Source organism: Marivirga lumbricoides (assembly GCF_014636295.1).
Lineage (GTDB): Bacteria > Bacteroidota > Bacteroidia > Cytophagales > Cyclobacteriaceae > Marivirga > Marivirga lumbricoides.
In genome coordinates, this window is the sequence record NZ_BMEC01000008.1 from 224,207 (window position 1) to 250,212 (window position 26,006).

Sequence of the window (26,006 nt, forward strand, 5' to 3'; positions counted from 1 at the left end):
TCGCAACTATGCGGATGATAAAACTTTCGATATATTGTTTCTCTCTTTTGCTTTTCTGGCAGACGGATATAGTAGCACAGATTTCTGCTACTACTGACCCGGCTACAGAGCGAACGGATACAGAAGCAAAGCTTAATGCTACCTTAGATCCTAACGGAGCCGGTGAACTCACTTATCACTTTGAATATAGTATAAATAGTGATTTATCCGCTGTATCAAATACCGCCAGCCTAACAACTTCTGCTGCCGGCCCGGTGGAAACCATAGTAACTGGCTTAACAGCTGGAACCGAATATTATTATAGAGTATATGCGGAAGAAACTGCAGATGACTTAAATAATGCCCAGGGAGATGTATTGAGCTTTTATACCTTAGCATCTCCTCCATCGGGTGCAGCTACTAATCTTGGTGTTGTAGAGCAAACAGTTAATTCACTTGAAATTTCATGGGATGCTGTTGCCGGTGCTGACGGGTATTTAGTTATTTATAAAGAAGGAAATACTTCAATTGATATCTCAGGAATTAGTAACGGAACAAGTCCTGACGACTTGATACCTGGTGCAGGTATAGTAATAATAGATAATTCAACTGCTTTAACAGCTACGATTTCGGATTTAAGTTCTGAGACAGAATATGCGATAAATGTTATTCCTTATTCATTTGTTGAGGAGGGTACTCCTGTTGAATCTACCTATAATTATTTTACTGATAGTCCTGAACTCTTAACCTCTACCACTTTAGCACCGGCCAGCACTAATACGTTAACTTATACTTCAGCTGCATCAACAATCAATTCAGTTACAAATGATGCTGATGGAGAATACGCAGTGGTTTTTAGTTTTTCAATGAATGATGTAGCGGGAGATGGCTTACCTACCAAGCTTTTAGCTTTTAATATTGAAGCTGCTGCTACAGATTATTTTTTAGCTAACGGTATCAATTGGACTGATGTAATTGAAAATGCAAGAATAAGAAATTCTACCCCATCCCCTGACCGGGTACTAACAGGTACTCTTAGCAGCTCATTTATTGAATTTACGGTGGAAGACAACAACAACAACAATAGCAACCAGTTTGGTTTTATTCCGGAAGGGGAATCTATTGCATTGCAGCTGGAGATAAGGATAAAAGAGAGTATTACTGGTTTTGATATTGATAATAACAACTTTGTATTTGAACTTGATCCTTCAACTATTACCGTTGAATCCGGAACAAGTGGTTTTAGTACAGCTCCGGGCACTTCTATTAAAACACCGGATGCCAGTAATAGAATTGAAGTAGCAGCTTCCGAGTTTGTTTTTACTACTCAGCCGCCCGCAACAGTTATTGCCGGCCAAAACATAAGTCCTTCACCAGTATTTGAAGCTAGAGATGAAAATGGCAACATTGACTTAGATTTTACAGATGGTTATTTGGTAGCCAATGCAGGAAACATCCCTATGGATAATGCTCCGGATGCCGGGTTTACAGAGGGCGTGAGCACTTTTCCTAATAATTTTAACTACCAGGGCAGCGGAAACGGTCGTTTAACTATTACTTCAGGCTCTGTTAGCGGAACAAGTAATGCCGTTGCTGTTAATCCAAGACTAACTATAAGTGAGTTAACCAATGGTCTGAACACTGGTGTTTTAGAGAGTAATAGTTCTGATCAGGCAGTGTTAGGCATATCTATCGAGGCTTTGGGCTCGACCATCCTGGAAGAAATTATTATCGATATTGACCAAACACTTGGCGCTAACCTAAGTAACCTAAGATTAGTTAGTTCTTCAAATGCCAATTATGAAGATGTAGCCACTGATTCACCGATTGAAACAGCTAGTTTTACTGTAAATACTGATAATATAATAATTAGTAACCTCAATCAGTCCTTTACATCAGAAACGAAGAATTACTTTTTAGTGATGGATGTAGGTGCCGATGTAAATTCATCAACACCTGATATAACTTTTAGCCTGCGCACAGTTGACAATCTCACTTTTTCAGGGACGCCAGATTTTAACGACCTTACGCTTTCTCAAACTTATAGTTTTGAGGATGTGACAGCACCTTCAGTTACAAATACATTATTTTCTCCTTCTGCTCTAAACAAGCAAAGTGTAGGAAGTGAAACTTTTGAAATAGAGATTACTTTTAGTGAAGCTATGAACCCGTCTGTTGTTCCTGTAGTTAGTTTTCCAACTACTGAAGAAGATGCTTCAAGCAGTTTAACACCTACAGCCTCCAGTGGATGGTCTGCATCAAACACTGTTTACACTGTTGTTTATGATGTTTCAGACCAGAATGTGGAATACAATGTAGATATATCAATCTCAGGAGCTGAGGATACATCGGGTAATTCTCAGATTACCTATTCCGAAACAGATGCTTTTATTATTGACACTAAAGCACCCACAGTAACTAATATATCCTTTGATAGAACCTTGATCAACCGTGCTAACCCGACAATTGAGCTGACAGCTACATTCTCGGAATCTATGGATCCCGGACAGGCCATCACTTTTAATGTATCCGGGTCAACCGATCTTGCGGAGAATACGGATGGCACCTGGTCTGTATCAAATACAGTTTATACAGTTTCATTCACACATAATTTGGCAGAGGAAGAAACGGACCTGGTTTCTATAGCTATTGCCGATGCCACAGATGAGGCAGGAAACCCAATTGTTTCCGTTAATTCCGATGATTTTTCTATTGATACCCGCCAGCCAAGAATAACGAAAATCACAACATCGAATAATGCCGGGCTTTACAAGCCAGGCGATGTTATTAACATATCAGTGACTTTTGATGATGATATAACAGTTACAGGAGTGCCGGAACTAAACCTTAATTCTGGAGGACAGGCTTCTTTTCAAAATGTTATAAATAACCAGGCGAATTTTTCATACACTGTAGGCGCAGTGGGTTCAGGTGAAAATACGAATGCACTTGATGTAACTGCTATTTCACTGGGGGAGGCTAGTATCACTGATGATGCTGATAATATTATTTCTACCGTTTTACCATCAAGTCCCAATCGTTTACAAGATGATAAGATTATTAAAGTAGATACTGAGCCTGCATCTATTGTTAATGTTACATCTACTAATGCCAATGATTTCTACAAAGCAGGAGATATAATTAATATTACTGTGGAGTTTAATGAAACAGTGTTGGTTACAGGAGCTCCGGAGCTGATATTAAATACAAATGACAAAGCAGTATATTTATCAGGCTCTAATTCTACCACTTTAGTTTTTGAATATGTAGTTCAAAACGCTGACGGAACATTATTAGATACAAATGACTTAAATTATGCCAATACAGGTTCTTTGTCTTTGGCAGGAGGAACGATTAACGATCTTGCAGAAATAGAGGCTGATCTGCAATTACCCGCAGTGGCCGGGCCAAACTCTTTGGGCTCTAATAAAAATATTCGAATAGATACTGAAGCCCCCGTATTATCGGGTACCCCATTTAGTCCCGTCAACAATGCCTTCAATGTGAACCCTAATAATTTCACCATTAGCTTTAATGAACCTGTTTCGGGTGCAGGAAGTGACAATATCAGAATTTTTGAAGCAGAAACTAACACTTTGGCAGCGACTTTAAGTGGAAGTTCAGCTTTTTCTAACAATACTGCTAATACTCTTAATTTCCTATCATTGAACACTCTATTAACTGATACAACCAAATACTATTTTGAATTTGATGGAGGAGCTATTGTAGACAGGGCAGGAAATGCTTACACAGGATTTAATGATCCTGCTACCTGGTCATTTACTACTTTTGGTCCGTCAAAAATCATTACTTTCTCTGAGGGTGCCTGTATAGATGAACAATTTACAATTGAGGGAAAGTATTTTACAGGAGTAAGTGAAATCATCACTAATATAGGAGGTACTTCAAGCACTATCAATACTTTTACAATTGTTGATGATAACACAATTGTTTTTGATATGCCTTCACTAACCCAACCGGGTACAATCACTTTAAGTAAGATAAGTGGGCAAAACGGAAATGCTGATGATGCCAGCACCACTTCAACTGAGGAGGTAAAGATAGGTCCAAGCACCGCTCAGCTGGTGATTGTGGGTAACAATAATGTGTGTAATTCTTCCGGGGGAGTAGATGGTAACACCTCTCCTACTGCAACAGAAATAAGAGTAGATGTACAAGGAGGCTCCGGGCTTTATACTATACAGTATTCCAACGGAGTGGACAATCAGACTATCAGTAATTATACTTCAGGCACTTCTTTTATTGTCGATCCACCTGCATCAGGAGACAATACCTATTCCTTAATTTCAGTCACTGATCTCGATCCTGAACTTACTACTTGTTCGGCACCCGATTTAGGCTCTAATATAATTATTCGGCAATTTGAAATTTCTGTTGTAGAAGCCGGAGGAAATAATGACGCTGAATATGCCTTCGGAGTGGTAGACTTATGTTTGGCAGAGGAAAACAGTGTTGATCTGGGTTCTTCGGCTTCGATGGGTACGTTGCCTAGTATTACAGGGGATGTGACTACAGGCACCTGGACCATAGAATCGGGCCCTTCAAGCGGAGGCGGTGGATTTTCTTCCGATTTCTCTTTAAAATCAACTAATAACTTAACTCCCACTTACTACCCCAGCCTTGCCGATGCAGCCTTTGGTGAAATCACGTTAAGGTTAAGATCCACAAACCCATCAGGAAATAACCCATGCTTTGCAACAGAAGATTTCCTTATTATTCGTTTTGTGTCCACAATAACAGCTAATGAAGGGCCGGACTTACAACTTTGTAAGGAATTAGACGGTGCAGGAAATCCCATGGCAGTAGCTGCTTTGAATGGTAGTTTTGGAGGAGGTGCAGATGGTTTGGAGTGGTCACGCAACGATCAATTTAACGAAGAGCCAACCTTTGATGGGACATGGGGCTTTCATAATGATCCGGACAATCCGGTTTACACACTTAGCTCCACAAATCCGCAAGCTTTCTATAAAGTGAGTCCTCTGGAGTTAACCAACGAAAGTGCTATTTTGGAATTGATACCCACTGCGTCTTCAGGTGGCTGTGGCGGCACTCCACCAGCAAGAATACTCAATTTGAGCATCAATGACATTCCAGCGCCTACTAAATCAGAATTTAAAGAAGTGGTTTGTACAGGTGAGGAGTTTGTGAAGTTTTCTGTATCTCCAAGCTTTTCAGAAAGCTCTTTTATCTGGAATATTACTTCACAAGGCCCTTCTTTCAATAGGTTTGAAGGAGCAAGCAACGGAAGCTCTGTATTTGTTAACTTCAGAGAAGTTGTGGAAGAGTCAAAAGATACTTTAACAGTCCGTGAAGTGAATAGTGTGAATGGCTGTATTAGTGAACCTCTTTATTTTTACCTTACAATTAAACCGTTGCCTACGGTATCAGTAGATTACGCTAGTAGCAGTGCATTATCCAGTGAAGCAGGGTTAGTTCCTTTGCAAAGTGGAGCAGAAGCCATAACAAATACTACCCCTGCATCTGGAGGAGTTTTTAGTGGACCGGGAGTAGTACTGCACAGTGATTCAAAATACTATTTAAATACGCAGGCTTTAGATATTACCGACTTTTCAGATCCTGAAGATGTTCATGAGATAATATTTACCTATCAGGATGCAACTGGCTGTTCCAATTCAGATACTATAACTTTTGATATTTATGATGCAGCCAATATTTTCCCGGCTTTAGCTTCAGTTTATTGTGAAGTAGATTCAATTGTTTCCATATCAGTAGAAGAAGCTATCTTAGTTACAGGAAACCTTCCACTTCAAGTAATAGATATTTTTGGCCCGGGAATTACCTATAATGGAGGGAATATGGCTGAATTTAACCCTTCTGTAGCCCTGGACGAAAATAATGGTATATCAAATATGGAGATTTCTTATTCTTTTGAAAATCCAAATAATGGAACCACGGTAACAAACGCAGCTTCTCAGCGTGTAACGGTGTTGGCTACTCCCACTCCTTCGCCCAACCCCGTACAAAGTATCTACTGTACAGATGACTTCGAGGTTGAATTAACAAGAGATAGAAACGATAACCCTTCAGAAAATTTTACTTTTGAATTACTTTCTCCACGGTTTTCTCAACCAGTCATTACAGGGAATGCAAACCTTGGTTTTGTATTTCACCCGGACAGATTGCTGGATAGCATGATCAACTCACAAGTTGACCACATTGAGGTAGAGATATTGTATACTTATGCTAATCAGCAAGGTTGTACAGCAACAGACACCTTACAGACTATAGTTTATAGAAAGCCACAAGATTTAGTTTTTGAATCATCTGAATTATGTATTAAAGGAGCTGTGGCTGATTTAGCGGTAGTTACTAATTCAGGAATGATTTCCGGAGAGGATATAGACTGGTACACTAACGAGGAGCTGATTGGCAGGCCTATATTTACCGGTGAAAGCTTTCTTCCGGAAGCAGAATTGTTTCAAGGAATGAATGAAAGAACTTTTTATGCAGTTCGTAGAAGCAGAGATGGCGATAACCTACTTTGTACCAGTAATATAGGCTCAGTTACCTACAAAAGGATCAGTGAGCCTGACTTTACGTGGAATAGGTCCACTTTTGGATCAACACCTATCGCCTTTACAGCCAATTTTGATCCGGATAATGATATTGATACCCTTCGTTGGACAATCTCTCTTAATAATGTAACAGTAGCCACACTGATAAATCCTGCTGATATTATTCAGGCTAATTTCGATTTTAATACATTAGGGGCTGGTTTGTACCAATTGACTTTGGAAGTGCAAAATGACTTTGGTTGCACAGCAAGTGTTCGAAAGGAACTTGTAATCGTTCCCGAAACCAGTGTAATAACTCAATATAATTTTAATAATGACGCTCAAGGTTGGGTGGCTGCAGGGACTAATAAAAGTTGGGAAATTGCTATACCCGACTCAGTTGTTATTACTAACCCTGATAACCTCTGGATTACCAATGCGGAAGGATCGTATAATGCAAGAGAAAGATCTTTTGTTTATTCCCCCGCTTTTGATTTTAGCAGTGTAGATAAACCTACAGTCATTTTTGACCTTTGGTTGGACATCGCCTCTTCAGATGGAATGATTTTGGAATACTCAACAGATGAAATGATCATTGAAGACCCTAATAAACAGTGGCAACGTTTAGGTGACTTCGAAAATGGAATTTCCTCAGGTTTAAACTGGTATAATACTGAGTTAATAAGTGCAAGGCCCGGAACAAATAATATTGTAGATGGGGAAACGGTATTTAATAATGATTTTGGCAGAGGCTGGTCTGGTGACTCAGAGCAGGAAGACTTACCTCTAAAAGTACGCCATATATTGGATGGCATTCCTCAAGACGAGCGAGACCATGTGATTTTCAGGTTCCACTTTGCTTCAAGGGATAATGAAAACTTACCTGAAGGAATAGCTTTTGATAATTTTTCGATTGAAAGTAGGAACAGAATGGTATTAATAGAATATTTTGGAAATGACGAAGCTTTGGATGACCAGCAGGAAATGAACGAGTTAAATAACCGTCTTTCCAACAGCTCTGACCTTGCTTTTATAAATTATCGTGTGAATAATGAGGATATTCTCTTTCAAAACACTTCCTCAGCTACACTTTCAAGAATGTTCTTTTATAATGCTTACTCTTCTCAGGCTTCGTTTGCTTTGGATGGAAATTATAATGAAAATCAGGCATTTGCATCTACTTTGAGTGAGAATCAACTTAACCTGAAAGCGCTTGAACCAAGTAGTATTGATTCTTTAAAGGTTATTACCCAAGCTGTTTCTGATGGGGAGCTGGCGATTGAGGTTTCATTTAGCAACATACGACCACTGAGTGATAGCATACGCTTTTATTTGGCTGTTGTTAATAAAGAGCTAAAAATTTCACAATCAGGAAGCTCTGATCAGAAAACTTATTACGGTGTGTTGAATGAGTTTTTAACTTCTCCATTAGGGATTAGCTGGAAAGAAGTTATTGATGCAAACTTTACTTTTAAGGCCAGTAAAGCTTTAGATACACTTAACCTCGCGGTAGTTGCTTTCTTTCAGGATGAGAAAACTGGCGAAGTGTTGCAGTCTGCATATAAGAACCTTCCGCCTTTGAAACTTTCAGCTGTTTTATCCAATAAAGATAATTTTGATAACCTGAAATTCTTATTGTTCCCTAATCCTGCAAATGATAGAGTTGCTGTTAGGGCTTCATCGGTTTTGAAGAATGAAATTAAAGGAGAAATTATTGATCTTACAGGTAAAGTGGTAAGTGAGTTTAGAATGAGCAAGGAAATGAAACAGGTTGACATTGAAACCAAGCTGTTGAGAAGTGGCATCTATAGTGTGCGCTTATCAGATACAAGTGGAAATTATCAACTTCTGAAGTTAGCAGTTACACATTAATCAGGGTTCTCATGATAAATACTGCACTGTTGGATAACCAAATAATATTCCGATCGTTGGGACAAGTCTTGCTAAAACCGAGCGGGCTGGTTGACAAAAAGGCGGGGAGCGCGTTGAATTGTAGCGTGGTAGTCTGTCAGCTGACGGATCTTGATTTTTTGTATCTTTTTGATCAAGTCATCGCAGTTATTGGAACTGAACCTCAATTGAGATAACAGGACTTTTGCTATATTAGAAAATAGAGCTAAAGCTGATTAGTTTTCTGCTTACTTACATCTGTGAGGCTATCCCCTTGAGGGGATTATAGGGGTGTTACCCTAGAGGGGGCTACAGGGGTGTTTTTCGAGATAGAATAGGTTTCCATTGAAGGAAATCAAGTCTTGTTATATAGTAGCAAAAAGATAAAGAATAAAATTTTGTTTAAAATAGCTTAAAGTGTAATTAAAGCCTCAATATTTAGTAAAATGTCTTTTTTTGAGGTTTTATACTTAGTTTTAAAGTTTAAGAAACACTTATTAAGGTCAGTATATCTAGATTTTGAGTTCAATTTCATTTTCCTTGAGTAGCCTAATCAGAGGTAGCAAACTTTTATTCCCTTTCTGTGGGAATAAATTCATAAGCTCCCAAATCAGGTGTTGAGTCACGTAGCTGGCCGCGGATATCGAAGGAAGTAGAGCCTGGTATCGCTTTACCTACTGCAGGAGAAGTTTCAGTGAGGCTAAAGTCACTATTATTAGGCTCTTTAAATAATGGGTTTTCATTTAAGATTGAGTTATTGCTATTCAACTGTGAATTAGTGGTTCGAAAGAGATTATTTGAAAACGTAACAGACAGGTAGCCTGCAACTTCTTCTCTAAAGAAAACTTCCTCCAGGTTTCTTCCATAAATGATTGAATTAAAAAGATTAATTTCCAAAGGGTTAATCACCTGGTTTTCATTGTTGTCAACTGCAAAATCAGAGAAAAATGCGGCAGGTTGCTCTCTGGCTACATTAAGATAGTTGGCAATTGTACAGTGCTGGTAAGTGGCCAGACCCCCGCCTATATGGGATATAGTACCCAGCGCAGTGTTAAAAAAAACTGAATTGGTAGCAGTGAATTCACTGTTAAGCGATAGCACCGCACTAAAAGTCATATTTCCTATCAAAGAGTTTTCCACTACCACATCAGCTTCTCCATCCCGATTAAATATATTTAAGTTTAAACCTACAACTCCATTTTTAATTTGGGTGTGTGAAAAATAATTATCAGTACTTCCCTCAAGGAACACAATTCCGCCCCACTGGCCTGGTGCACTGGCAAAAGGTTCATCCAGGCGATCGTTCATAAAAATCACAGGGTTCTCTGCGGTTCCCTCTGCCTTAAGAGTGCCTGCTACCAAAATAAATGAGTTATTGGCGCTGTAAATTTTAGTGCCAGGTTCAATAGTGAGGCTACAGGAAGAGTCGACCAATATATTGTTGCTGAGAATATACGGACGTTTAGCTGTCCATCGGGAATCACATACTAATATTGAATCATTTAAATAATTAGCATTTTGTCCCCAGGCTTCCAACACAACCTGTTGTTCATTTCCCCTGTTAATAAAAGTAAGTGCATCCCTAATTACAAAAGGATTATTTTCATTGGTTTGATCTATATAAGCCTCTACCAAAATTAATAGGCTGTCATTGCCTAAAACCAGCTGATTAGCAAATGAGTGACCTTCCCTCCCATTTACCACTAACTGAAAATGATCCTTATTGCTGCTTAAGCCAATTTGATCGATAGAAATTGCATTTTTAGATGGGTTTTTAACCAATAACCTCCTTGTAATGCTTTTCCGTTCTGCAAAAATGGTATCAAATTGTATAGTATCCGCAGAAAAAGTAAGCTGAACAGGTTGCTCTTCTATTTCCGGCTCGTAAGAACATGCGGAGAAAAAGAATAACCCATTCAGCAGAATTAAGATAAAACCCGGGAAGATTTTATGTAGTTTCATTAAGCTTACTGGCGTTTTCTGCAATTTGTAAATTTTCGATAATATCCTCTAATTCACCATTCATTATAGCCGGAAGGTTATGTACTGTATAGCCAATTCTGTGGTCTGTCACTCTTCCTTGCGGGTAGTTGTAGGTTCTGATTTTATCTGACCTGTCACCACTTCGCACCATTGTTTTTCTTTGAGCCCCTATTTCATCCATCTGCTTGGCTAACTCAATTTCATACAAACGGGAACGCAGTACTTTTAGTGCTTTATCAAAGTTTTTTAACTGAGATTTCTCATCCTGACAAGTTACGATCATCCCTGTTGGTAAGTGAGTTAAGCGCACAGCGGAATAAGTGGTATTCACTGATTGCCCACCCGGACCGGAAGAGCAATAAGTATCTTTGCGGATGTCGTTCATGTCAATTTCTACCTCAACCTCATCAACTTCAGGCAAAACAGCTACTGATGCTGCTGAAGTATGCACCCTTCCCTGCGTTTCTGTAGCAGGTACTCGTTGCACCCTGTGCACACCAGACTCATATTTTAAAGTTCCATAAGGTTCATTACCTGTTACGGTACTTATAATCTCTTTGTAGCCACCTGAAGTTCCTTCAGTAAGATCCAGCACAGTGATTTTCAAACCGTTTTTCTCACTAAACCTTTGGTACATACGGAAAAGGTCTCCTGCAAATATAGCCGCTTCATCTCCACCTGTTCCCGCCCTAATTTCCAGAACAGCATTTTTCTCATCTTTAGGATCTTTAGGGATCAACATCTTTTTCAATATTTCTTCCAAATGTTCCTTTTGAGGATTTAACTCTTCCAGTTCAAGCTTTGCCATTTCTCTAAAACCAGGGTCTTTTTCAGTTTCAAGGATTACTTTAGCCTGCTTCAAACCATCCAAAACTTTCACATAAGCATCATATTGCTTAACCACCTTTTCAAGGTCGGAATATTCCTTACTCAATTGAGTAAACTTTTTCATATCAGTCATGGCATCGGGTTGTACCATTAACTGCCCCACCTCTTCAAACCTATCTTTAATATGTTCTAACCTGTTCAGCATTTCTTGTCAATTAATCTGGTTACAAAGTTAATAAATTATTATCTCATTGGTTAGAATTGGTAATTTCTGACAAATAATATCCTTACAGCGCTTGAGGATGGAATTTAAGGTATTGATAGCAGTTTTAATGAATGGCAGTAAGGAAAAGTACTTTTAAACTCAGCTAACTTTGCAATCAGTTCTGAATGCCTGAAAGATTACTTTATTTAATGCGGATTAATTGTGTGTTAATAGATTAATCCTTCTTTTTTAATGGAAAAATCGCTACTTTTTGCGCTCAAACTCACTTACATATAGATGAAAAAGTTAAAAGTTTTATCAATGTTGATTTTACTGTTAGTATTCCTTACCAAACCGGGAATTTGTCAGGAGAATGAATATCAGTTTCATAAAGTGTTTTTTTATAGTTTCACTAAATATGTAGAATGGCCGGAAAACTACCTGGGAGGAGAGTTTGTAATAGCTGTAGTAGGTAAATCTGATATTACTCCCCTACTTCAGGAAATGGCGGAAATAAAAAAAGCAGGCAGTAGTTCCATTAAAATTATAACTATTGATGAAAATGGATTTAATCAGAAAATGAATATGCTGTTTGTTCCCAGGGAAAAAAGTGCACTACTTGGTGCAATTGTCAATAAGCTGGGCAATAAGCCTACTTTATTAATTACTGAAGGGCAGGGCCTGGCGCAGAAAGGTTCAATGATCAATTTTAAAGATGTTAACGGAAAGCTGAAGTTTGAAGTAAACACTACTAATTTAGAACGTACCGGCTTAAGAGTATCTAAAGAATTACTGCGTTTTGGTGAAGAAATTAAATAAATAGTACACTTAAAAGTGAAGGTGAGTTTTTAAAGAACTGCCTTATTATCGATATAATTTATTAAGTTTATCCGAACATTTTCAGCAATTATTTTAAAATGAAGAATTTTAGATTTACCATAGGCAATAAAATATTGGGTGGTTTTATTACACTCATTCTTATTTTTATTATTTATGCAGGGATTACCATTTTTACTGTAAGCACAAATAGTAAACTTACAGAAAAAAATTCCAATATCATTAAGCCATCTGTAACGGCTATCAAAGATTTCAACCTATTAATTATCCGGTCCAAAATGCTTGTTACAAACTGGGTTTACCTACAAAGTAACGAGGCAGATAAGCAAAGTCTTGTAACAATTCATGAAGAGGAATATCCGGCCATGAAAGACAGGATAACCGATTTGAAGGAGATGTGGGATGAAGAAAGACAGGCCCAGGAAATGGATACCATCTTTAAGGAGTTTGAAGAGCTACTTGGCTTTCAGAAAGAGATTATGGAAAGCTTGGTTACGTTTGAAAATTATGAGGATGCCATTGTTAAATTTATGGCTTCGGAATCTATAGAGAGAGAAATACTTCCCAGAACAGATACTATTATTGCTAATTTAAATGTAGTACTTGAACAACAGCAGGAAGAATCTGAAAGGTATGAAGAGGAGGTTTTGCAAAGCTCTAACGCTCTACGAACTACATCCATCATACTTGCGGTGGTTTTTATAGGTTTAGGCCTTGTAGGCGCCTTCTGGTTAGCTTCATCTATTACAAAACCTGTGAATTATATTAAAGGCCTGGTGGTAGAACTTGGTAAAGGGGTTCTGCCTGATAGTAGTACAAGGCGTTTTGGTAATGATGAAATAGGGGAAATGGCTGAGGCAGTGGATAAACTCGTATATGGCTTAAAAGAAACTTCCTACTTTGCAGAAAATATCGGAAGCGGAAAATATGATTCTGAATATCAACCACTCAGTGAAGACGATGTGTTGGGGAATGCACTTATAGATATGAGGGGCAACCTTAAGCGAGTAGCGGAAGAAGATAAGAAGAGAAACTGGACTACAGAGGGTCTTGCTAAGTTTGGAGATATTTTAAGAAGGAATAACGATAATATTTCAAAGCTTTCTGATGAAATTATCTCAAACCTTGTAAAATACACTAACTCAAATCAGGGAGGTCTTTTTATTATTAACAGTGAAAATGATGATGATAAATATCTGGAGCTAACAGCTTGTTATGCCTGGGATAAGAAAAAATACCTTGAGCAGAGAATTTATGAAGGAGAAGGCTTAACGGGTCAGGCTTGGCTTGAGGCCGAAACCATATACATGACAGAGGTGCCTCAGGACTATGTGATGATTACTTCTGGCTTAGGTGAAGCTAATCCTAACAGCTTATTGATCGTTCCTTTGAAAGTAAATGATGAAATTTATGGTGTGATTGAGTTGGCATCTTTCAATAAATTTGAGGATCACGAGAGAGAATTTGTAGAGAAAATTGCAGAAAATATTGCATCCACTATTTCTTCTGTAAAAATCAATGAAACAACTTCCAAATTATTAAGAGAGTCTCGTGAAATGACTGAGCAGATGCGATCTCAGGAGGAGGAAATGAGACAGAACATGGAAGAGCTTCAGGCTACTCAGGAAGAAATGGAACGCTCTCAGAGGGACAGAGAGGATAAAGAAAAAATCATCAACTATACTAACATGATGATTGAACTGGACGACAGATTTCAGGTAACCAGTATCAACAATATCGCTTCGGAGAAACTAAAGTATAACTTTAGTGATCTTAGTGGAAGTGGGTTTGAAAAAATCGTTGAGTCAAAAGTTGGTTTTAGCAAAATGAAGCAAGCCCTTTCAGAGGGAAGAACAGCATCCGGAGTGTTGAAAGTAAGACAGAAGAGCGGTGATTCCATAAATGTACAATTTTCAGGTGGCGTGTTACATAGTCAGGGCTCAGGTTCCAATAAATATTTATTAATTGGAGCAGTAATTTCAACTGAAGAACTAGTTTAATAGAATGAAGTTTCAACAAGCTTTTGCGGCCTTCTTTTTAATATCTGCAGTGATTGGCTGTGGGTTTTCTACGGAAAAAAGAAGGCCGGAAGCTATTGAAGAGTCTCTTCCTGAAAGAAGTGTTAAGAAAATTTCGGAAGCAGAAATTCTCAATGAAGTCACCAGGCAGGGCGACTCTATTACTGCTGCTGTTCAAGCTGTTTTTCTTAATAAAATTTCGAATAAATATGCAGAAGGAGGCTTTCGGAAGGCAGCTGAATACTGTGCTTTAGAGGCTTACCCACTAACGGATAGCCTGTCGGACGTATATAAAGTGTTTCTTAAAAGAGTAAGCGTAAAGCCTAGAAATACCAGTAATGAACCTTCCGATGTAGAAAGAGGCTTGCTGGAGGCGTATGACTATGCCCATGAAAAAAACCTGACTCTTACTACTAATGTTCAGTTTATAAGACCAGGAGACACTATTCTTTATAATAAACCTGTTTTTATTGCTTCAGAGCTATGTCTTAATTGCCATGGCCCTAAAGAAAACCTTTCAGAAGATATAAAAGCATTATTAAATGAGAAATATCCTCAGGATAAAGCAACAGACTATAAAGTAGGAGACCTTAGGGGAATGTGGAGCCTGAAATTTCTCAAGAAGGAAATTGTTAAAAGTCTTTAGAATTTGAGTTAGAATTTAATTTTTCAGCTATTATTTCCTCGCTATACTTCCATAATTTCTCCTGAAGTGCTTCATTTTTTGAGTCCGAAGAAGAGTGAGTTGGCTTCTTGTTTTTGAAATAGCTGCCGTTTAGCGCTTTTGGCAATTCATTTTGTGCTAGATAAATGCTTGTAGAAGCCCCTTCTCTGGCGGATTTCATAAAAGGTTTTCCCAGTTTCCACAGAAGTTTAAATGGAGTTGATAAATTATCTCCAAAGCCAGAATCAATTATTCCCGGGTGAAGTGCGTAGCTGGTGAATCCTCTTTTTGCCAATGATTTAGTGAACAATATATTGCATAGTTTAGCATTACCATACCCTTTAGTAACAGAGTAATTATGTGTAAGCTGCAGGTTGTTGAAATCAAGCTTTCCAGCCCTATGTGCCTCTGAGCTAACATTAATGATTTTTGTATTACTTTTTTGCAGGAAAGAATATAATTCTATTACCAGCAGAAAGTGGCCCATATGGTTAATGGCAAAGTGTAGTTCTAGCCCTTCTTTGCTCTCTTTTCTTTCTTCAAAGGTTCCTCCGGCATTATTAATTAATACATCCAATTCTGTATAAGTAGTTAATAGCTGCCTGGCTGCATTTCTAACACTTTGCAAATTGGCTAAATCACATTCTATGATTTCTACCCGATCTTCACCGGACCATTCTTTTATGAGGCCTTCTGCTTTCTTAATATTTCTTACCAGAAATATAAGCTCATTACCCTTTTCATAAAGCGCTTTAGCTGTCTCCAGCCCTATGCCTGACGTTGCGCCTGTAATAGCTATTTTTTTCATGTAGACTCTTTAAGGGCTTTAACCACAGAGATGGAATTATGTTTAATCAGAAGTCCAATTGATCTTTGAAAGACCTTGATATTCTCAGCCATTTATCTCCAATCTTCACCTTATCCTGAGTGTAGGCATTAATTTTATTTTTATTAATTATAAAGGAACGATGTATCTGTAAAAAGGAATTAGAAGGCAGTTTTTCAACGAAGTCTTTTAACCTGGCTTTTGTAATAAGCGGTTTTGACAGGCCAATGTAAAACTTAACGTAATCACCCATCGATTCAAGAAATTCAATCTCATCAAAGAAAACTTTTTGCATCTGCCTGTCAATGGAAATAAACAAATGATCGTTTGTAGCTAATGCCATTACTTGCTCGGAGGCAGTATTTTTAATTTGATGAACATGATTTAAGGCTTTCAAAAACCTTTCGAAAGCAACGGGTTTCATCAAATAATCAGAAGCATTTACTTCAAATGCATCAACAGCATAGTCTCTGTGTGCCGTTATAAATATTACCTTCGGTGGATTGTTTAAAGTTTTAAAAAATGTGAGGCCATCCAGGCCAGGCATTTCGATGTCAAGTAAAATAAGATCTACAGGATTACTGTACAGAAAATCTTTTACCTCCCACGAGTTTTTAAAAACCCCCTTCAACTTCAGGAAAGGTGTTTGCTCAACATAAGAGGTGATTAATTTTCTCGCCAGTGGCTCATCATCAGCTATAATACATTTTATTTCCTGCATAAAGCGGTAGGGTTAAATGAAGTAAAAACAGTTCACCTTCTTCTTTAGTAGATAGGGAATAATTTTCTGAATATATAAAATCGAGCTGCTTTCGAATATTTTTTAAACCGATACCAGAGCTGTTTCTGCCTGAGTTAAGTTGAAAGGTATTGCTGCTCTTAATTATCAGTTCGTGCTGATTTTGGCTAATTTCTATGCTAATCTTTATCTGACCAGAATTATTCATAGCTCCATGTTTAAAGCAGTTTTCCATAATGGTAATCAGAATAATTGGGGGAATTTGGACTTTAAAGTCATCAGGAATGTCTATACTATGGGTAAAATCCAGCCTGTCTTCATACCGTAGGCTTTCCAGATAGATGAAATTATTCATTACATTAATTTCACTCTGTAAATCCACCATTTTACTTTTGCCGGACTCTAAAACGTAGTCGAGTAAACCGCTAAGCTTAAGCACCAGCTCAGGAGCCTTTTCCGATTTCTCTAAAGTTAAAGTATACAGATTGTTGAGCGTGTTAAATAGAAAATGTGGGTGTAGCTGTGTTTTTAAAAATCTTAGTTCTGATTCTGCTGCATTTTTCAATGCTCTTTCCTTTTCTTCATTGGCTTGTCCCCACTTTCTGATACTTTGTACAGCCACAAATAGAATAACCAGTAAAAATAAAATAGCAAATAAAGTGAGTATATCCCTGGTAGCCGGGGGCATCATGTTAAATTTATAATCTGCTACATAAATGAAGACAGCAGTGTTAATAACCGAAATGAAAAAAAAGGAAGTAATTAAAATATAAGCAACATACAGAAAAAACCTAAAGTACTTTTGCTTCATCAGAAACTCTTCTAACAGATGGTATGAAATAATGTAAGCACTGCCTATTGGAATAGGGCTGAATACAATAGTGAGAAAAACTGCTTCCTGCCAGTCACCTCTGTAACCAATTATCAGAATGCAGAATGATAGCGCAAGCAGCCAGTAAATAATATGAGAAGCTATTTTAGTGAACATTTGAGTTAAAGATACTAATTTGGATGTTCAAAGGACAGGAAAGTCGGTGGATGAAATAATTAAGCAGGTAGAATGCAACTTAGTCACTCATCTTTGTTTCTCAGCTCTTTACCTACTTATAAGGGGAATACGACTATTTTAAAAATAAGACTTTTTAGTTCTTGCAATCTTTAGGCTTCACTAAAAAATAAAATTATGAACTTTTATGAAATACACATTGAAGGAGGAATCGAATTTATGTCTATCCTTTTTCTTTTGTTTTTAGCAGTTTTAGGAACAGGGGTTGTAGCTCTAATTAAGAAAAAAGAACCTGTGAAAAGGGACAAATGGATTAAGATTAACCAGGACTTGGCACTGTTTGCCTTAGTATGGGGTATCTTCGGTCAGACAATTGGTCTTTTTGGCGCTTTTCAGGCAATTGAAGAAGTAGGTGAAGTTTTGCAGGCACTGTTAGCTGGCGGCTTAAAAGTTTCTTCTTATACCACACTTTATGGACTGCTCATCTTTTTAATTGGCAAAATATTTAAAATCATTCTTGATTTTTCAGAGTAGAATTGAGAGTTAGAAGAAATTTAAGATTGTTAGTTTTAATTCAAAGGGTTTGGGCATTGCTTAAACCTTTTTTTATTTGATGCTCGTTAATAGGCATATGAGTACAGAAGAAGAAAGAAAATTAGAAAAGAAGAAAAAACAAGAGGCACTGCAAAAAGGAGAAGTAGAGCAAAGAAAAGTGAGGGAGGATGACAATGATTCTGAAGAAGAAGAAGAAAGAAGCGGACTCTTTCCCAAAGGTCGTGATTTCAAAAAGTCTATGGGCTGTGGTGGATAACTAGTTATGTGAAGAGACAAGTTGTTGAATTTTCTCTTCATCAAATTCTGAATCATTAATTTCCATTAATTCCATTTCAGAAAGCTTAGATCCATCGCTGCTTACAGAAGTTATTTTGTAAAGAATTTGGTGACTCTCAGGCCGAAATAATGAATTCTTCCCTCTATAAATTGAAGAAATATTTCTGAACTTCTTCGGTAGTGTTACCTTTTTAAGGTAGAAAAGCTCCGTTGTGATTGAAGAGTTCCTTCTGCTTTCAAAAACAGTAAAGTGTAATAGCTCACTACTATTAATCACTGTATCACCTCTTTGTAAAATATCTCTCGCCCACTCAGCTTGCTCGGGGTTTGTAATCTCCAGCTTTTCAGAGATTACAAAATAGTTATAAAGCACTTCAGTGGATAAATCGTCTATTTGAATGACTTCCTCTCCAAATAGCTTTTTAATTGCCTCTCCTTTGGATTGTCTAATAAAAAAGTCTCCAAAGAAATCATATCTTTCAATTTCTATATCTGGATTAACCTTGTCTTTATAGATAAGGCTAAATTGAGTGGTATCAGATAACTTCAGTTGAGAGAAGCTGTTGTAAAAGCACAGAAGGCAGAAAAGCAGAGGCAAGGAAAATTTCATAATGTGTAGAAACAAAAAAAGCCCCGATTACTCAGGGCTTAGGTGTTTATCAACGTTTTAATTTTATTTATTGGCTCCGGCTCTGATCATAGCACAACGGAAACCAATGGTTGAAGTAGCAGAATCCTGCTCAATAAATCTTCTTGTACCTGGAGACAACCAGTAAGCAACATCTGCCCATGATCCACCTTTGTACACTCTTACTTCGTCATTAATTAAAGAGTTAATCACATTAGGGTCGTTAGCACCATTGTCATAATCTCTTGCAGGATCCAAAGTTCCGTCTCTTCTAACAGGGTTTAAATCTTCAAAATCCTGGAATGAAAGCGGACGGTATAAATCCCAAACCCACTCATTAACGTTTCCGGCCATGTTGTATAAACCGTAATCGTTTGGAGGATAGTTGTAAATATAATCAGTTACAAACGCGCCATCATTTAATTTACCGGCTATACCACCGTAGTCACCACGACCTCTTTTAAAGTTAGCAAGGAAGTAACCCATTTCTTTTCCATACGGGTTTCTTAAAGAGTGACCATCCCATGGATAAATTCTTTTATAAAGTTGAACTTCATCAACATATTGAGTTCCAATTAAAGCCTGAGCAGCATATTCCCATTCAGCCTCAGTTGGTAGTCTGTAATCAGGTAACACAACACCTGTTTCCAAAGGAATTCTACCACCTGTTTCTGCTGGTACTTCAACACCTGCATCTTCGGCTAATTTCATATTAACTGTTATTGTTCTCCATTTAGCATACTCATTGGCTTGTAGCCAGGTAACACCTACTACCGGGTGGTATCTAAAGCCAGGGTATCTTAAATAGTGATCAACATAAGGATCATTATAAGCAAGGTTTTTAGCCCAAACAGTTGTATCTGGCAAAACAGACTGATAATAATCTCTTGATGAATCAATTTTTACGTAATGAAGAAATTCTAACCAGTGAATGTTTGCAACCTCAGTCTCATCCATATAGAATGAAGATACAGTTACAGTTCTTTCAATGTTATCTCTGGTATAAAGAATATCTTCCTCAAAAGAACCTAGTACGGTTCTACCACCCTCAATGTAAACCAAGTTAGGTCCATCCGGCTGGCCTCTGAATTCCGCTACCTGAAAACCTTCATCACTGTTGTACTCTAGTCCTGTTGCGGTACTTAACACTCCTGGGCTGTTTGCTGTAGGATTACCACCCCCGCAGGCAAAAAGGAAGGCGGCCATTGCAACCAGACAGGCATTTTGAAATCTAAACACAAACTTTTTCATATCCTGTTATTGTATTCGTTTAATAAACACTGTTTAATCTCTTATATATCAACGCAATATATAAAATTAATTGGTAAAGATAACTTTACCAACCACTAAATTCAACTATTAAAATCAAATTTTAAAGCATTTTAATGCAAATAACGCTTTCATGTAAGAATTTTCAATCAGTTGCAGAAAAACGACTGTTGCTTTTGTTTATTGTGATCATTCTTCAGCCCAAACTTTAGTACCTTCTGTACAATTAGTACATATATCAATTTCATTTCTCGATTTTAAAATTTTGGATCTGAATGTTTGATAAGCCTCTCCCATCCAGATACTTCTAAAACTATTTTGCTTTAATTTACCTAACTGATGGGTGGCATCCTTGTCAAAACAGCAAGGCACCACTCTGCCATCCCAGGTAATTACACAGCTATGCCACATCTTCCAGCATTGGTTCAACAATTTATTTTTAATACTATAAAATCCTGTAGGCAATTTTTTATAGCGACTGTACTTTGGGTTATCTGGAATTAGGGGTGAACCATTTTCATAATCGTATATTTGAGCGGTTTTTAGTTTCACCTCATCTACTCCTAATTCTTTAGCTAGTTTAAATACGTCAGGAATATCCTGCTCATTAGGCTTCACCACAAGAAATTGGAAGATAATATGTGGAGTTGAAGAATTGAGCTCTTTTTTCCATTTAACGACATTCTTAGTCCCATCTATCACTTTTTGCAGACTTCCGCCAATTCTATATTGCTCATAGGTGGACTGCGAAGTGCCATCAATAGAAATGATCAACCTGTCCAACCCACTTTCCACTGTTTTTTTTGCTGTAGCATCATCCAAATAGTGCGCATTGGTGGAAGTAGCAGTATAAATTTTATGCTGATGGGCTATTTTTACAAGATCCAAAAACTGCCGGTTGAGGTATGGCTCACCCTGAAAATAAAAAAGCATATAAACCAGGCTGTCCTTAAGCTGAGAAAGCATCTGAGTAAATGTTTCCGGGGCAAGCATTCCAATGGGTCTGGAAAATGAACGCAATCCGCTGGGACACTCCGGGCAGCGAAGGTTGCAGGAAGTAGTTGGCTCAATTGAAATGGAAAAAGGCATTCCTTTCATTCTTGCCACCTTCCATTTTTTCGACATGTGATAGCTATACCAAAGCCTGAAAGCGTTTCGTAACTTATAAAAATTAAGCTTACTTACTAAGTTAAGGGTATCTCGCCAATGCATAATTGCAAACTTCAAAATAGATACTTAAGGATTTTTGTATCTTTAGTTTTATTCTTCTGGTATTTAGAAATACGAACTTAATTAATCCCTATGAACTTTAGGCTTTTTTTAAAATTTATTCCCTGGGGCATTGCCTTGATCTTACTTGCCTTTCTCTGGTTTAGAAGAATGTCTTCTTTTACTACACCGGCTCAATTGACTGTTGAGAACACTACTATTCTGCAGGAAATTGAAGCCCTGGGCAAGCTTGAGCTTGTAAGATACAAGTTTAAAGAGGTAATTGAAGCGGAGGAAATAGCAAAAAGATATTTTGATCTTGGATATTTTTATATTCCTGGCGGGCAGGATCAGAAGGCATTGTTAATTGCCAAAGGAGAAGCTGTGGCTTGCATAGATTTAATGAAAATAGAAAAGGAAGATATCATTTTTAGTGGTGATACCATTCAAATTAATATGCCGGGCCCGGAGTTATGCTATTATAAAGTGGATTTGAATAAAAGTAGCTTTTATGATTTGCAAACAAGTAAAGACAAAAAGAAAGCAGCCGAGTTTATAGATATGATTTATGCAAAGGCTGAAACGCAAATGAAAGAGGCTGCATTGGAATCAGGTATATTGGTAGACGCAGAGAAAATGAGCGGAAGGGTATTGACTCCTTTTCTATCTAACTTAACTGATAAAACGGTTATTCTTCATTTTAAAACCATTCCGGACAAAGTGATATTGCAAAAGAGGTAATAGGAAGCTATTCCTTTATAAATGAATTGGCTGTTGCCGTAACCTACAGATTTTAAATTAGTTATTATTTATTACAAGTATTTTTTAACTTAAATAACTAATTATGAGAACCGTATTTTTATTATCATTCTTGTTAACAGCCTTTATGTTTAGCTGCAATGTAGAACAGGAACAGTCAGGTGAAATGCCTGAGGTTGATGTAGATGTAACAGAGGGTGAAGCTCCTGAGTATGATGTAAACTGGGCAGATGTTCAGGTAAACACCAAAACTAAGACCGTAAAGGTGCCTAAAGTAATTGTTACTATGGAAGAGAAAGAAGTTGAAGTGCCTAGCATAAATGTAAGCATGCCCAATTCAGATGAAGAAAATGAATTAAGAACAATCCGTGTGGAGGCTGAAATTTCCGGAACCATGCACGATCTGGAAATTCAAAAAGTATATGCAGTGAATAATAAATTGATTATTATATCTGAATTGGAGGAAGAGTCTCAGAATTTAGGAGAAGAAAGAGTAAGGGTTTCTGATCAAATTGAGATTAACGCTCCGGCCGATTTAGCTGTAAGGCATTATATTATTGGAGAAAGACCAGAAGGTAGTTTTAACGAAAATTATAACTATATCACTTCAGAAAATGAACTACAGTCATATCTGGCAGACAGTAAATTAATTTATGAAGATTAATCACCAGGTAAGAGTTCAGCCGGGGGAGAGTCAAAACTCTTCCGGTTTATTCCAAAGATAATTCATCCATAGCCTCCCACACTTTATCTGCTTCAAATCCCTTTTGAAGTAAATATTTCACCGCTTTTTGCTTTCGAACATACAAATTATCATCCTTTAACACACTAAACTTTTTAGAGAGTAATTGCTCTAAGGTGTCAAAATATTCTGAGGAATCTATGGTTTCCAAACCCTTTTTAATGCAATAAGCGGAAATTTTTTTCTGCTCAAGTCCCTGCTTAATTTTAATCTTTCCCCATTTTTTCATCCTAAAGTGGCCGGATGCATAGGCAACAGCGAAACGCTCTTCATTTAAAAAATTTTCAGTAATCAAATAGCTGATCACCTCTTCAACCTCATCGCCAAAAAGACCCCATTCATACAACTTGTCTCTTACCTGCTGCTGGCTTCTTTCCTGCAGAGCACAATATTTCGCGGCTTTTGCTTTACCCTCTTTTATTGTATAAATTTTTTTACCAGCCATTTTAATTAGAATTCTGTAGCAAGAAATTGGATGAAAAGCAAAGCAACTGATAAATGGTGATCAATCCAAAATAGAGAATAGTAAAAATTATTCTACCTCAATTAAACCTTTTCATTTTTGCATCATCAAAAGGGCAAACAAATAAAAATGAGGTTATGAAAAAGAACAATTCATTCACTATCAGAAAACTTACTTTGCTAATACCAGGAATAGTTGTGGCTATTTTAACATTACAATCTTGCCAGGAGGATGAAACGACTGAGTTAACCAGGGATGAGGAAATTGCCATTACAGAGAATGCTACTTTCTCAGAGGATGTATCAGATGAAGACATTGAAATTGCTAATTCCGCAGAAATTGAAGCCGGCATACAAGAGCCAGCCTCAAGAGAGAGCTCATCAGAGAAATGCTATGCAACCACGTGGGATGCTGCCACCAGAATTTTGACTATTGATTTTGGAGAAGGTTGCGTAGGTCCTTATGGAAGACAAAGAAGAGGAAAAATAATTGTAAGTTACGGTGAGGAGGGAAATTACTATGTAGCTGACAGAACCATTACTTTTGATAATTATTTTGTAAATGGAAATCAGATCACAGGAGAATTATATGTGGAAAAGGCAGTAATTAATGAAGAAGGTTTCTATGAAAACAACTATACTGTTAACTACACAATTCTATTTAATGGTGGCACCACTTTCACCTTGAATGGATCCCGAAAAAGAGAATGGATTGCAGGTGTACTAGATGATAACTTCGCCAATAATGTATTTCGCATTACAGGTAGTTTAACAGGTATTTCCACAAGAGGTATTAGTTGGAGTCATCAAATTGTAGAGCCAATCATTGCTGATTTTAATTGCAGAAGTGAAGGGAACTTTCTTTACACCCAGGGTATAAAAGAAATCAGCTACTCCAATAGCAGAAGAAAAAGAACACGAACGGTTGATTATGGAGATGGAATTTGTGATCGCTCCTACACAATAGCCATTAATAATGATTTGATAACAATCACTGCAGAATAGTTTAAAAATTTAAGATAAGCTATGAGGGAATTAGTTTCCTCATGGCTATATTATTACAATAAAAAGGTATATGCATTCTGAAGAACAGGAACTTCTTGAGGAATTAAAAAATCCGGCCTTGAAAATGGCAGGCTTCAGAAAATTGATGCAGCTTTACCAGGAGAAATTATATAGTGTAATTCGAAGAATGCTTATTGACCATGATGATACCAATGATGCTTTGCAGGAAACATTTATTAAGGTCTGGAATAAGGTAGATTCATTTCAGGGAGATGCGGCTTTATTTACCTGGGTATACAAAATTGCAGTAAACGAAGCCTTACAGTCTCTCAGAAAACGGAAGCGGAGGTTTCTCAAAAGTTCAGCGTATAAGGAAAATTTTGTAGATATGTTGCAGAGTGAGCAGGCTTTTGATGGTGAACAGATTCAGTTAATTTTACAAAAAGCCATCATCGAATTACCTGAAAAGCAACAACTGGTTTTCAACTTAAAATACTATGACGAGCTCTCTTATGAACAAATTGCAGAAATTACCGGAAGCTCTATTGGAGGTCTGAAAGCTAATTACCATCACGCTGTTAAAAAAATTGAGAATTATTTAAAATCGAATTAAACCTTTAACAAGATTTTACATCTAAATAACAAATGGAAAAAGGCAATCATCATAGTAAAAAGTTGAAGGACATCGAGAAAAAGGAGATGTTTCAGGCGCCAGAAGGCTACTTTGATCAGCTGCCAGGTAGGGTTTTGGAGAGAATAGCTGCGCAAGAAAAGAAGCAGACACATGCTAAGATAATTCCTTTCAAAAGTTGGTGGTGGGCTGTTGCTGCTGCAACACTATTGGTTGTTTCAACCTTTATAATAATTTCAAATAGTAGAACTGAAGCTACTTCCACTGATTATTACGCCTTGTTAAACGGGGTTTCTTCTGAAGAGATTGTTACGTATTTGGGAGAAACAGATATATCAATAGCCGAACTTGAAATGGCTTTGGCAAGTGATGAGGGAATTAATATGTATGATAGCAACTCTATTCCCGACATTGAGGAGAAGGAAGAGGCTGAAGCATTATTGGAATATTATAGTTTATGATTTAAGCTAATAACTATGAAAAATATAAAATACCTTTTAATTACAGGCTTAGCCCTATCGCTCTCTGTAGTTGAACTTTTTGCACAAAGTGCGCAGGAGAAGATTGAAAGTGCAAGAATAGCATTAATTACAGACAGGTTGAGTTTAACGCCTGAGGAGGCTCAAAAATTTTGGCCATTATACAATGAGTATACCAATGAAAGACAGCAACTGAAGCAGGAGTATATGGAGGCCAGAAAGCAGTACCGTGAAGGAGAAATGACAGAGGCGGAAAGTAAAGAGCTCCTCGACCTTGGCTTGAAATTAAAAGAAAGAGATGCGCAACTGGAAAGGAAATATGCTGAAAAGCTGAATCAGGTAATTAGTACCAGGCAACTTTTGGCATTAAGAAAAGCAGAAGACGATTTTAAGAAGATGCTGCTTGAAAGGTTACAGGAACGAAGGGAAAAGCAAGAGCGCTTTCAGAATCGGCAAGAAAGAAAATTTAGGGATAATTAA

The 26,006-nt window shown here is 37.4% G+C and carries 21 protein-coding genes; 12 read left to right on the top strand and 9 right to left on the bottom strand.

Annotated elements, in window-relative coordinates; translation table 11 throughout:
• The first annotated feature begins 8 nt into the window (after window positions 1–8).
• Window positions 9–8,387, top strand: a complete 8,379-nt coding sequence (locus tag IEV85_RS13705) for a T9SS type A sorting domain-containing protein (protein WP_188464294.1) — start codon at window positions 9–11, stop codon at window positions 8,385–8,387.
• Between the two features lie 588 nt (window positions 8,388–8,975).
• Here the strand turns inward: IEV85_RS13705 and IEV85_RS13710 are convergent.
• Both IEV85_RS13710 and prfA read right to left on the bottom strand, forming a co-directional pair.
• Complete coding sequence (locus tag IEV85_RS13710; RefSeq protein ID WP_188464296.1) at window positions 8,976–10,367, bottom strand: choice-of-anchor Q domain-containing protein; 1,392 nt, start codon at window positions 10,365–10,367, stop codon at window positions 8,976–8,978.
• On the bottom strand, window positions 10,354–11,421 hold the full coding sequence (prfA, locus tag IEV85_RS13715) for a peptide chain release factor 1 (protein WP_188464298.1): 1,068 nt from the start codon (window positions 11,419–11,421) through the stop codon (window positions 10,354–10,356). Before prfA ends, IEV85_RS13710 begins: the two co-directional genes overlap by 14 nt.
• 297 nt (window positions 11,422–11,718) lie before the next feature.
• On the opposite strand from prfA, the gene IEV85_RS13720 reads away from it, so the two are divergent.
• The 3 genes from IEV85_RS13720 to IEV85_RS13730 all read left to right on the top strand — a co-directional run bounded on the left by IEV85_RS13720 (window position 11,719) and on the right by IEV85_RS13730 (window position 14,922).
• Window positions 11,719–12,240 (top strand): YfiR family protein, encoded by a 522-nt coding sequence (locus IEV85_RS13720; protein ID WP_188464300.1) that lies wholly within the window; start codon window positions 11,719–11,721, stop codon window positions 12,238–12,240.
• A gap of 98 nt (window positions 12,241–12,338) precedes the next feature.
• Window positions 12,339–14,258 (top strand): GAF domain-containing protein, encoded by a 1,920-nt coding sequence (locus IEV85_RS13725; RefSeq protein WP_188464301.1) that lies wholly within the window; start codon window positions 12,339–12,341, stop codon window positions 14,256–14,258.
• 4 nt (window positions 14,259–14,262) lie between these two features.
• Window positions 14,263–14,922 carry a Tll0287-like domain-containing protein gene (locus IEV85_RS13730; protein ID WP_188464303.1) on the top strand — a complete coding sequence of 220 codons (660 nt, stop codon included), beginning with the start codon at window positions 14,263–14,265 and terminating at the stop codon, window positions 14,920–14,922.
• Here IEV85_RS13730 and IEV85_RS13735 read toward each other — a convergent pair.
• From IEV85_RS13735 to IEV85_RS13745, 3 genes are read right to left on the bottom strand one after another with little or no spacing between them, the layout of a single operon-like run.
• Window positions 14,909–15,748 (bottom strand): SDR family oxidoreductase, encoded by an 840-nt coding sequence (locus IEV85_RS13735; protein ID WP_188464305.1) that lies wholly within the window; start codon window positions 15,746–15,748, stop codon window positions 14,909–14,911. The genes IEV85_RS13730 and IEV85_RS13735 overlap by 14 nt on opposite strands.
• 46 nt (window positions 15,749–15,794) lie before the next feature.
• Window positions 15,795–16,487: a LytR/AlgR family response regulator transcription factor gene (locus tag IEV85_RS13740; protein ID WP_188464307.1), complete on the bottom strand. Its 693-nt coding sequence runs from the start codon at window positions 16,485–16,487 to the stop codon at window positions 15,795–15,797.
• On the bottom strand, window positions 16,459–17,493 hold the full coding sequence (locus IEV85_RS13745; protein WP_188464309.1) for a sensor histidine kinase: 1,035 nt from the start codon (window positions 17,491–17,493) through the stop codon (window positions 16,459–16,461). The genes IEV85_RS13740 and IEV85_RS13745 overlap by 29 nt, the downstream gene beginning before the upstream one ends.
• A 195-nt stretch (window positions 17,494–17,688) precedes the next feature.
• On the opposite strand from IEV85_RS13745, the gene IEV85_RS13750 reads away from it, so the two are divergent.
• Window positions 17,689–18,045 carry a MotA/TolQ/ExbB proton channel family protein gene (locus IEV85_RS13750; protein ID WP_188464311.1) on the top strand — a complete coding sequence of 119 codons (357 nt, stop codon included), beginning with the start codon at window positions 17,689–17,691 and terminating at the stop codon, window positions 18,043–18,045.
• Between the two features lie 97 nt (window positions 18,046–18,142).
• Entirely contained in the window at window positions 18,143–18,322 is a 180-nt protein-coding gene (locus IEV85_RS13755; protein ID WP_188464313.1) for a hypothetical protein, read from the top strand.
• Here the strand turns inward: IEV85_RS13755 and IEV85_RS13760 are convergent, their stop codons facing one another.
• From IEV85_RS13760 to IEV85_RS13770, 3 genes are all read right to left on the bottom strand, one after another.
• On the bottom strand, window positions 18,323–18,952 hold the full coding sequence (locus IEV85_RS13760) for a hypothetical protein (protein ID WP_188464315.1): 630 nt from the start codon (window positions 18,950–18,952) through the stop codon (window positions 18,323–18,325).
• A gap of 63 nt (window positions 18,953–19,015) precedes the next feature.
• Entirely contained in the window at window positions 19,016–20,221 is a 1,206-nt protein-coding gene (gene gldJ, locus IEV85_RS13765) for a gliding motility lipoprotein GldJ (protein ID WP_188464317.1), read from the bottom strand.
• Window positions 20,222–20,428: 207 nt separating this feature from the next.
• Window positions 20,429–21,451, bottom strand: coding sequence for an SPASM domain-containing protein (locus IEV85_RS13770; protein WP_188464319.1), 1,023 nt, complete (start codon window positions 21,449–21,451; stop codon window positions 20,429–20,431).
• 90 nt (window positions 21,452–21,541) lie between these two features.
• Here IEV85_RS13770 and IEV85_RS13775 point away from each other — a divergent pair, with 90 nt between their 5' ends.
• Both IEV85_RS13775 and IEV85_RS13780 read left to right on the top strand, forming a co-directional pair.
• Window positions 21,542–22,189, top strand: coding sequence for a DUF4230 domain-containing protein (locus tag IEV85_RS13775; protein WP_188464321.1), 648 nt, complete (start codon window positions 21,542–21,544; stop codon window positions 22,187–22,189).
• Window positions 22,190–22,292: 103 nt separating this feature from the next.
• On the top strand, window positions 22,293–22,871 hold the full coding sequence (locus tag IEV85_RS13780) for a hypothetical protein (RefSeq protein ID WP_188464323.1): 579 nt from the start codon (window positions 22,293–22,295) through the stop codon (window positions 22,869–22,871).
• Window positions 22,872–22,917: 46 nt separating this feature from the next.
• On the opposite strand, the gene IEV85_RS13785 is transcribed toward IEV85_RS13780, so the two are convergent.
• Entirely contained in the window at window positions 22,918–23,394 is a 477-nt protein-coding gene (locus tag IEV85_RS13785) for a regulatory protein RecX (protein WP_188464326.1), read from the bottom strand.
• A 155-nt stretch (window positions 23,395–23,549) separates the two neighbouring features.
• Between IEV85_RS13785 and IEV85_RS13790 the strand changes: the two genes are divergently transcribed.
• The 4 genes from IEV85_RS13790 (at window position 23,550) to IEV85_RS13805 (ending at window position 26,006) form a co-directional block, all read left to right on the top strand.
• Window positions 23,550–24,416 (top strand): hypothetical protein, encoded by an 867-nt coding sequence (locus IEV85_RS13790; RefSeq protein WP_188464328.1) that lies wholly within the window; start codon window positions 23,550–23,552, stop codon window positions 24,414–24,416.
• Window positions 24,417–24,486: 70 nt separating this feature from the next.
• A complete protein-coding gene (locus tag IEV85_RS13795; protein WP_188464330.1) occupies window positions 24,487–25,029 on the top strand; it encodes an RNA polymerase sigma factor in 543 nt (180 codons plus the stop codon).
• A 32-nt stretch (window positions 25,030–25,061) separates the two neighbouring features.
• On the top strand, window positions 25,062–25,508 hold the full coding sequence (locus IEV85_RS13800; RefSeq protein ID WP_188464333.1) for a hypothetical protein: 447 nt from the start codon (window positions 25,062–25,064) through the stop codon (window positions 25,506–25,508).
• Between the two features lie 15 nt (window positions 25,509–25,523).
• Window positions 25,524–26,006 (top strand): hypothetical protein, encoded by a 483-nt coding sequence (locus IEV85_RS13805; protein WP_188464335.1) that lies wholly within the window; start codon window positions 25,524–25,526, stop codon window positions 26,004–26,006.

Coding starts and splice junctions, on each gene's coding strand:
- IEV85_RS13805 (WP_188464335.1), top strand. CDS start 25,524: ATGAAAAATATAAAATACCTTTTAATTACAGGCTTAGCCCTATCGCTC.
- IEV85_RS13790 (WP_188464328.1), top strand. CDS start 23,550: ATGAAAAAGAACAATTCATTCACTATCAGAAAACTTACTTTGCTAATA.
- IEV85_RS13760 (WP_188464315.1), bottom strand. CDS start 18,952: ATGAAATTTTCCTTGCCTCTGCTTTTCTGCCTTCTGTGCTTTTACAAC.
- gldJ (WP_188464317.1), bottom strand. CDS start 20,221: ATGAAAAAGTTTGTGTTTAGATTTCAAAATGCCTGTCTGGTTGCAATG.
- IEV85_RS13725 (WP_188464301.1), top strand. CDS start 12,339: ATGAAGAATTTTAGATTTACCATAGGCAATAAAATATTGGGTGGTTTT.
- IEV85_RS13740 (WP_188464307.1), bottom strand. CDS start 16,487: ATGCAGGAAATAAAATGTATTATAGCTGATGATGAGCCACTGGCGAGA.
- IEV85_RS13735 (WP_188464305.1), bottom strand. CDS start 15,748: ATGAAAAAAATAGCTATTACAGGCGCAACGTCAGGCATAGGGCTGGAG.
- IEV85_RS13795 (WP_188464330.1), top strand. CDS start 24,487: ATGCATTCTGAAGAACAGGAACTTCTTGAGGAATTAAAAAATCCGGCC.
- IEV85_RS13800 (WP_188464333.1), top strand. CDS start 25,062: ATGGAAAAAGGCAATCATCATAGTAAAAAGTTGAAGGACATCGAGAAA.
- IEV85_RS13785 (WP_188464326.1), bottom strand. CDS start 23,394: ATGGCTGGTAAAAAAATTTATACAATAAAAGAGGGTAAAGCAAAAGCC.
- IEV85_RS13780 (WP_188464323.1), top strand. CDS start 22,293: ATGAGAACCGTATTTTTATTATCATTCTTGTTAACAGCCTTTATGTTT.
- IEV85_RS13755 (WP_188464313.1), top strand. CDS start 18,143: ATGAGTACAGAAGAAGAAAGAAAATTAGAAAAGAAGAAAAAACAAGAG.
- IEV85_RS13710 (WP_188464296.1), bottom strand. CDS start 10,367: ATGAAACTACATAAAATCTTCCCGGGTTTTATCTTAATTCTGCTGAAT.
- IEV85_RS13745 (WP_188464309.1), bottom strand. CDS start 17,493: ATGTTCACTAAAATAGCTTCTCATATTATTTACTGGCTGCTTGCGCTA.
- IEV85_RS13750 (WP_188464311.1), top strand. CDS start 17,689: ATGAACTTTTATGAAATACACATTGAAGGAGGAATCGAATTTATGTCT.
- IEV85_RS13770 (WP_188464319.1), bottom strand. CDS start 21,451: ATGCATTGGCGAGATACCCTTAACTTAGTAAGTAAGCTTAATTTTTAT.
- IEV85_RS13730 (WP_188464303.1), top strand. CDS start 14,263: ATGAAGTTTCAACAAGCTTTTGCGGCCTTCTTTTTAATATCTGCAGTG.
- IEV85_RS13720 (WP_188464300.1), top strand. CDS start 11,719: ATGAAAAAGTTAAAAGTTTTATCAATGTTGATTTTACTGTTAGTATTC.
- IEV85_RS13775 (WP_188464321.1), top strand. CDS start 21,542: ATGAACTTTAGGCTTTTTTTAAAATTTATTCCCTGGGGCATTGCCTTG.
- prfA (WP_188464298.1), bottom strand. CDS start 11,421: ATGCTGAACAGGTTAGAACATATTAAAGATAGGTTTGAAGAGGTGGGG.
- IEV85_RS13705 (WP_188464294.1), top strand. CDS start 9: ATGCGGATGATAAAACTTTCGATATATTGTTTCTCTCTTTTGCTTTTC.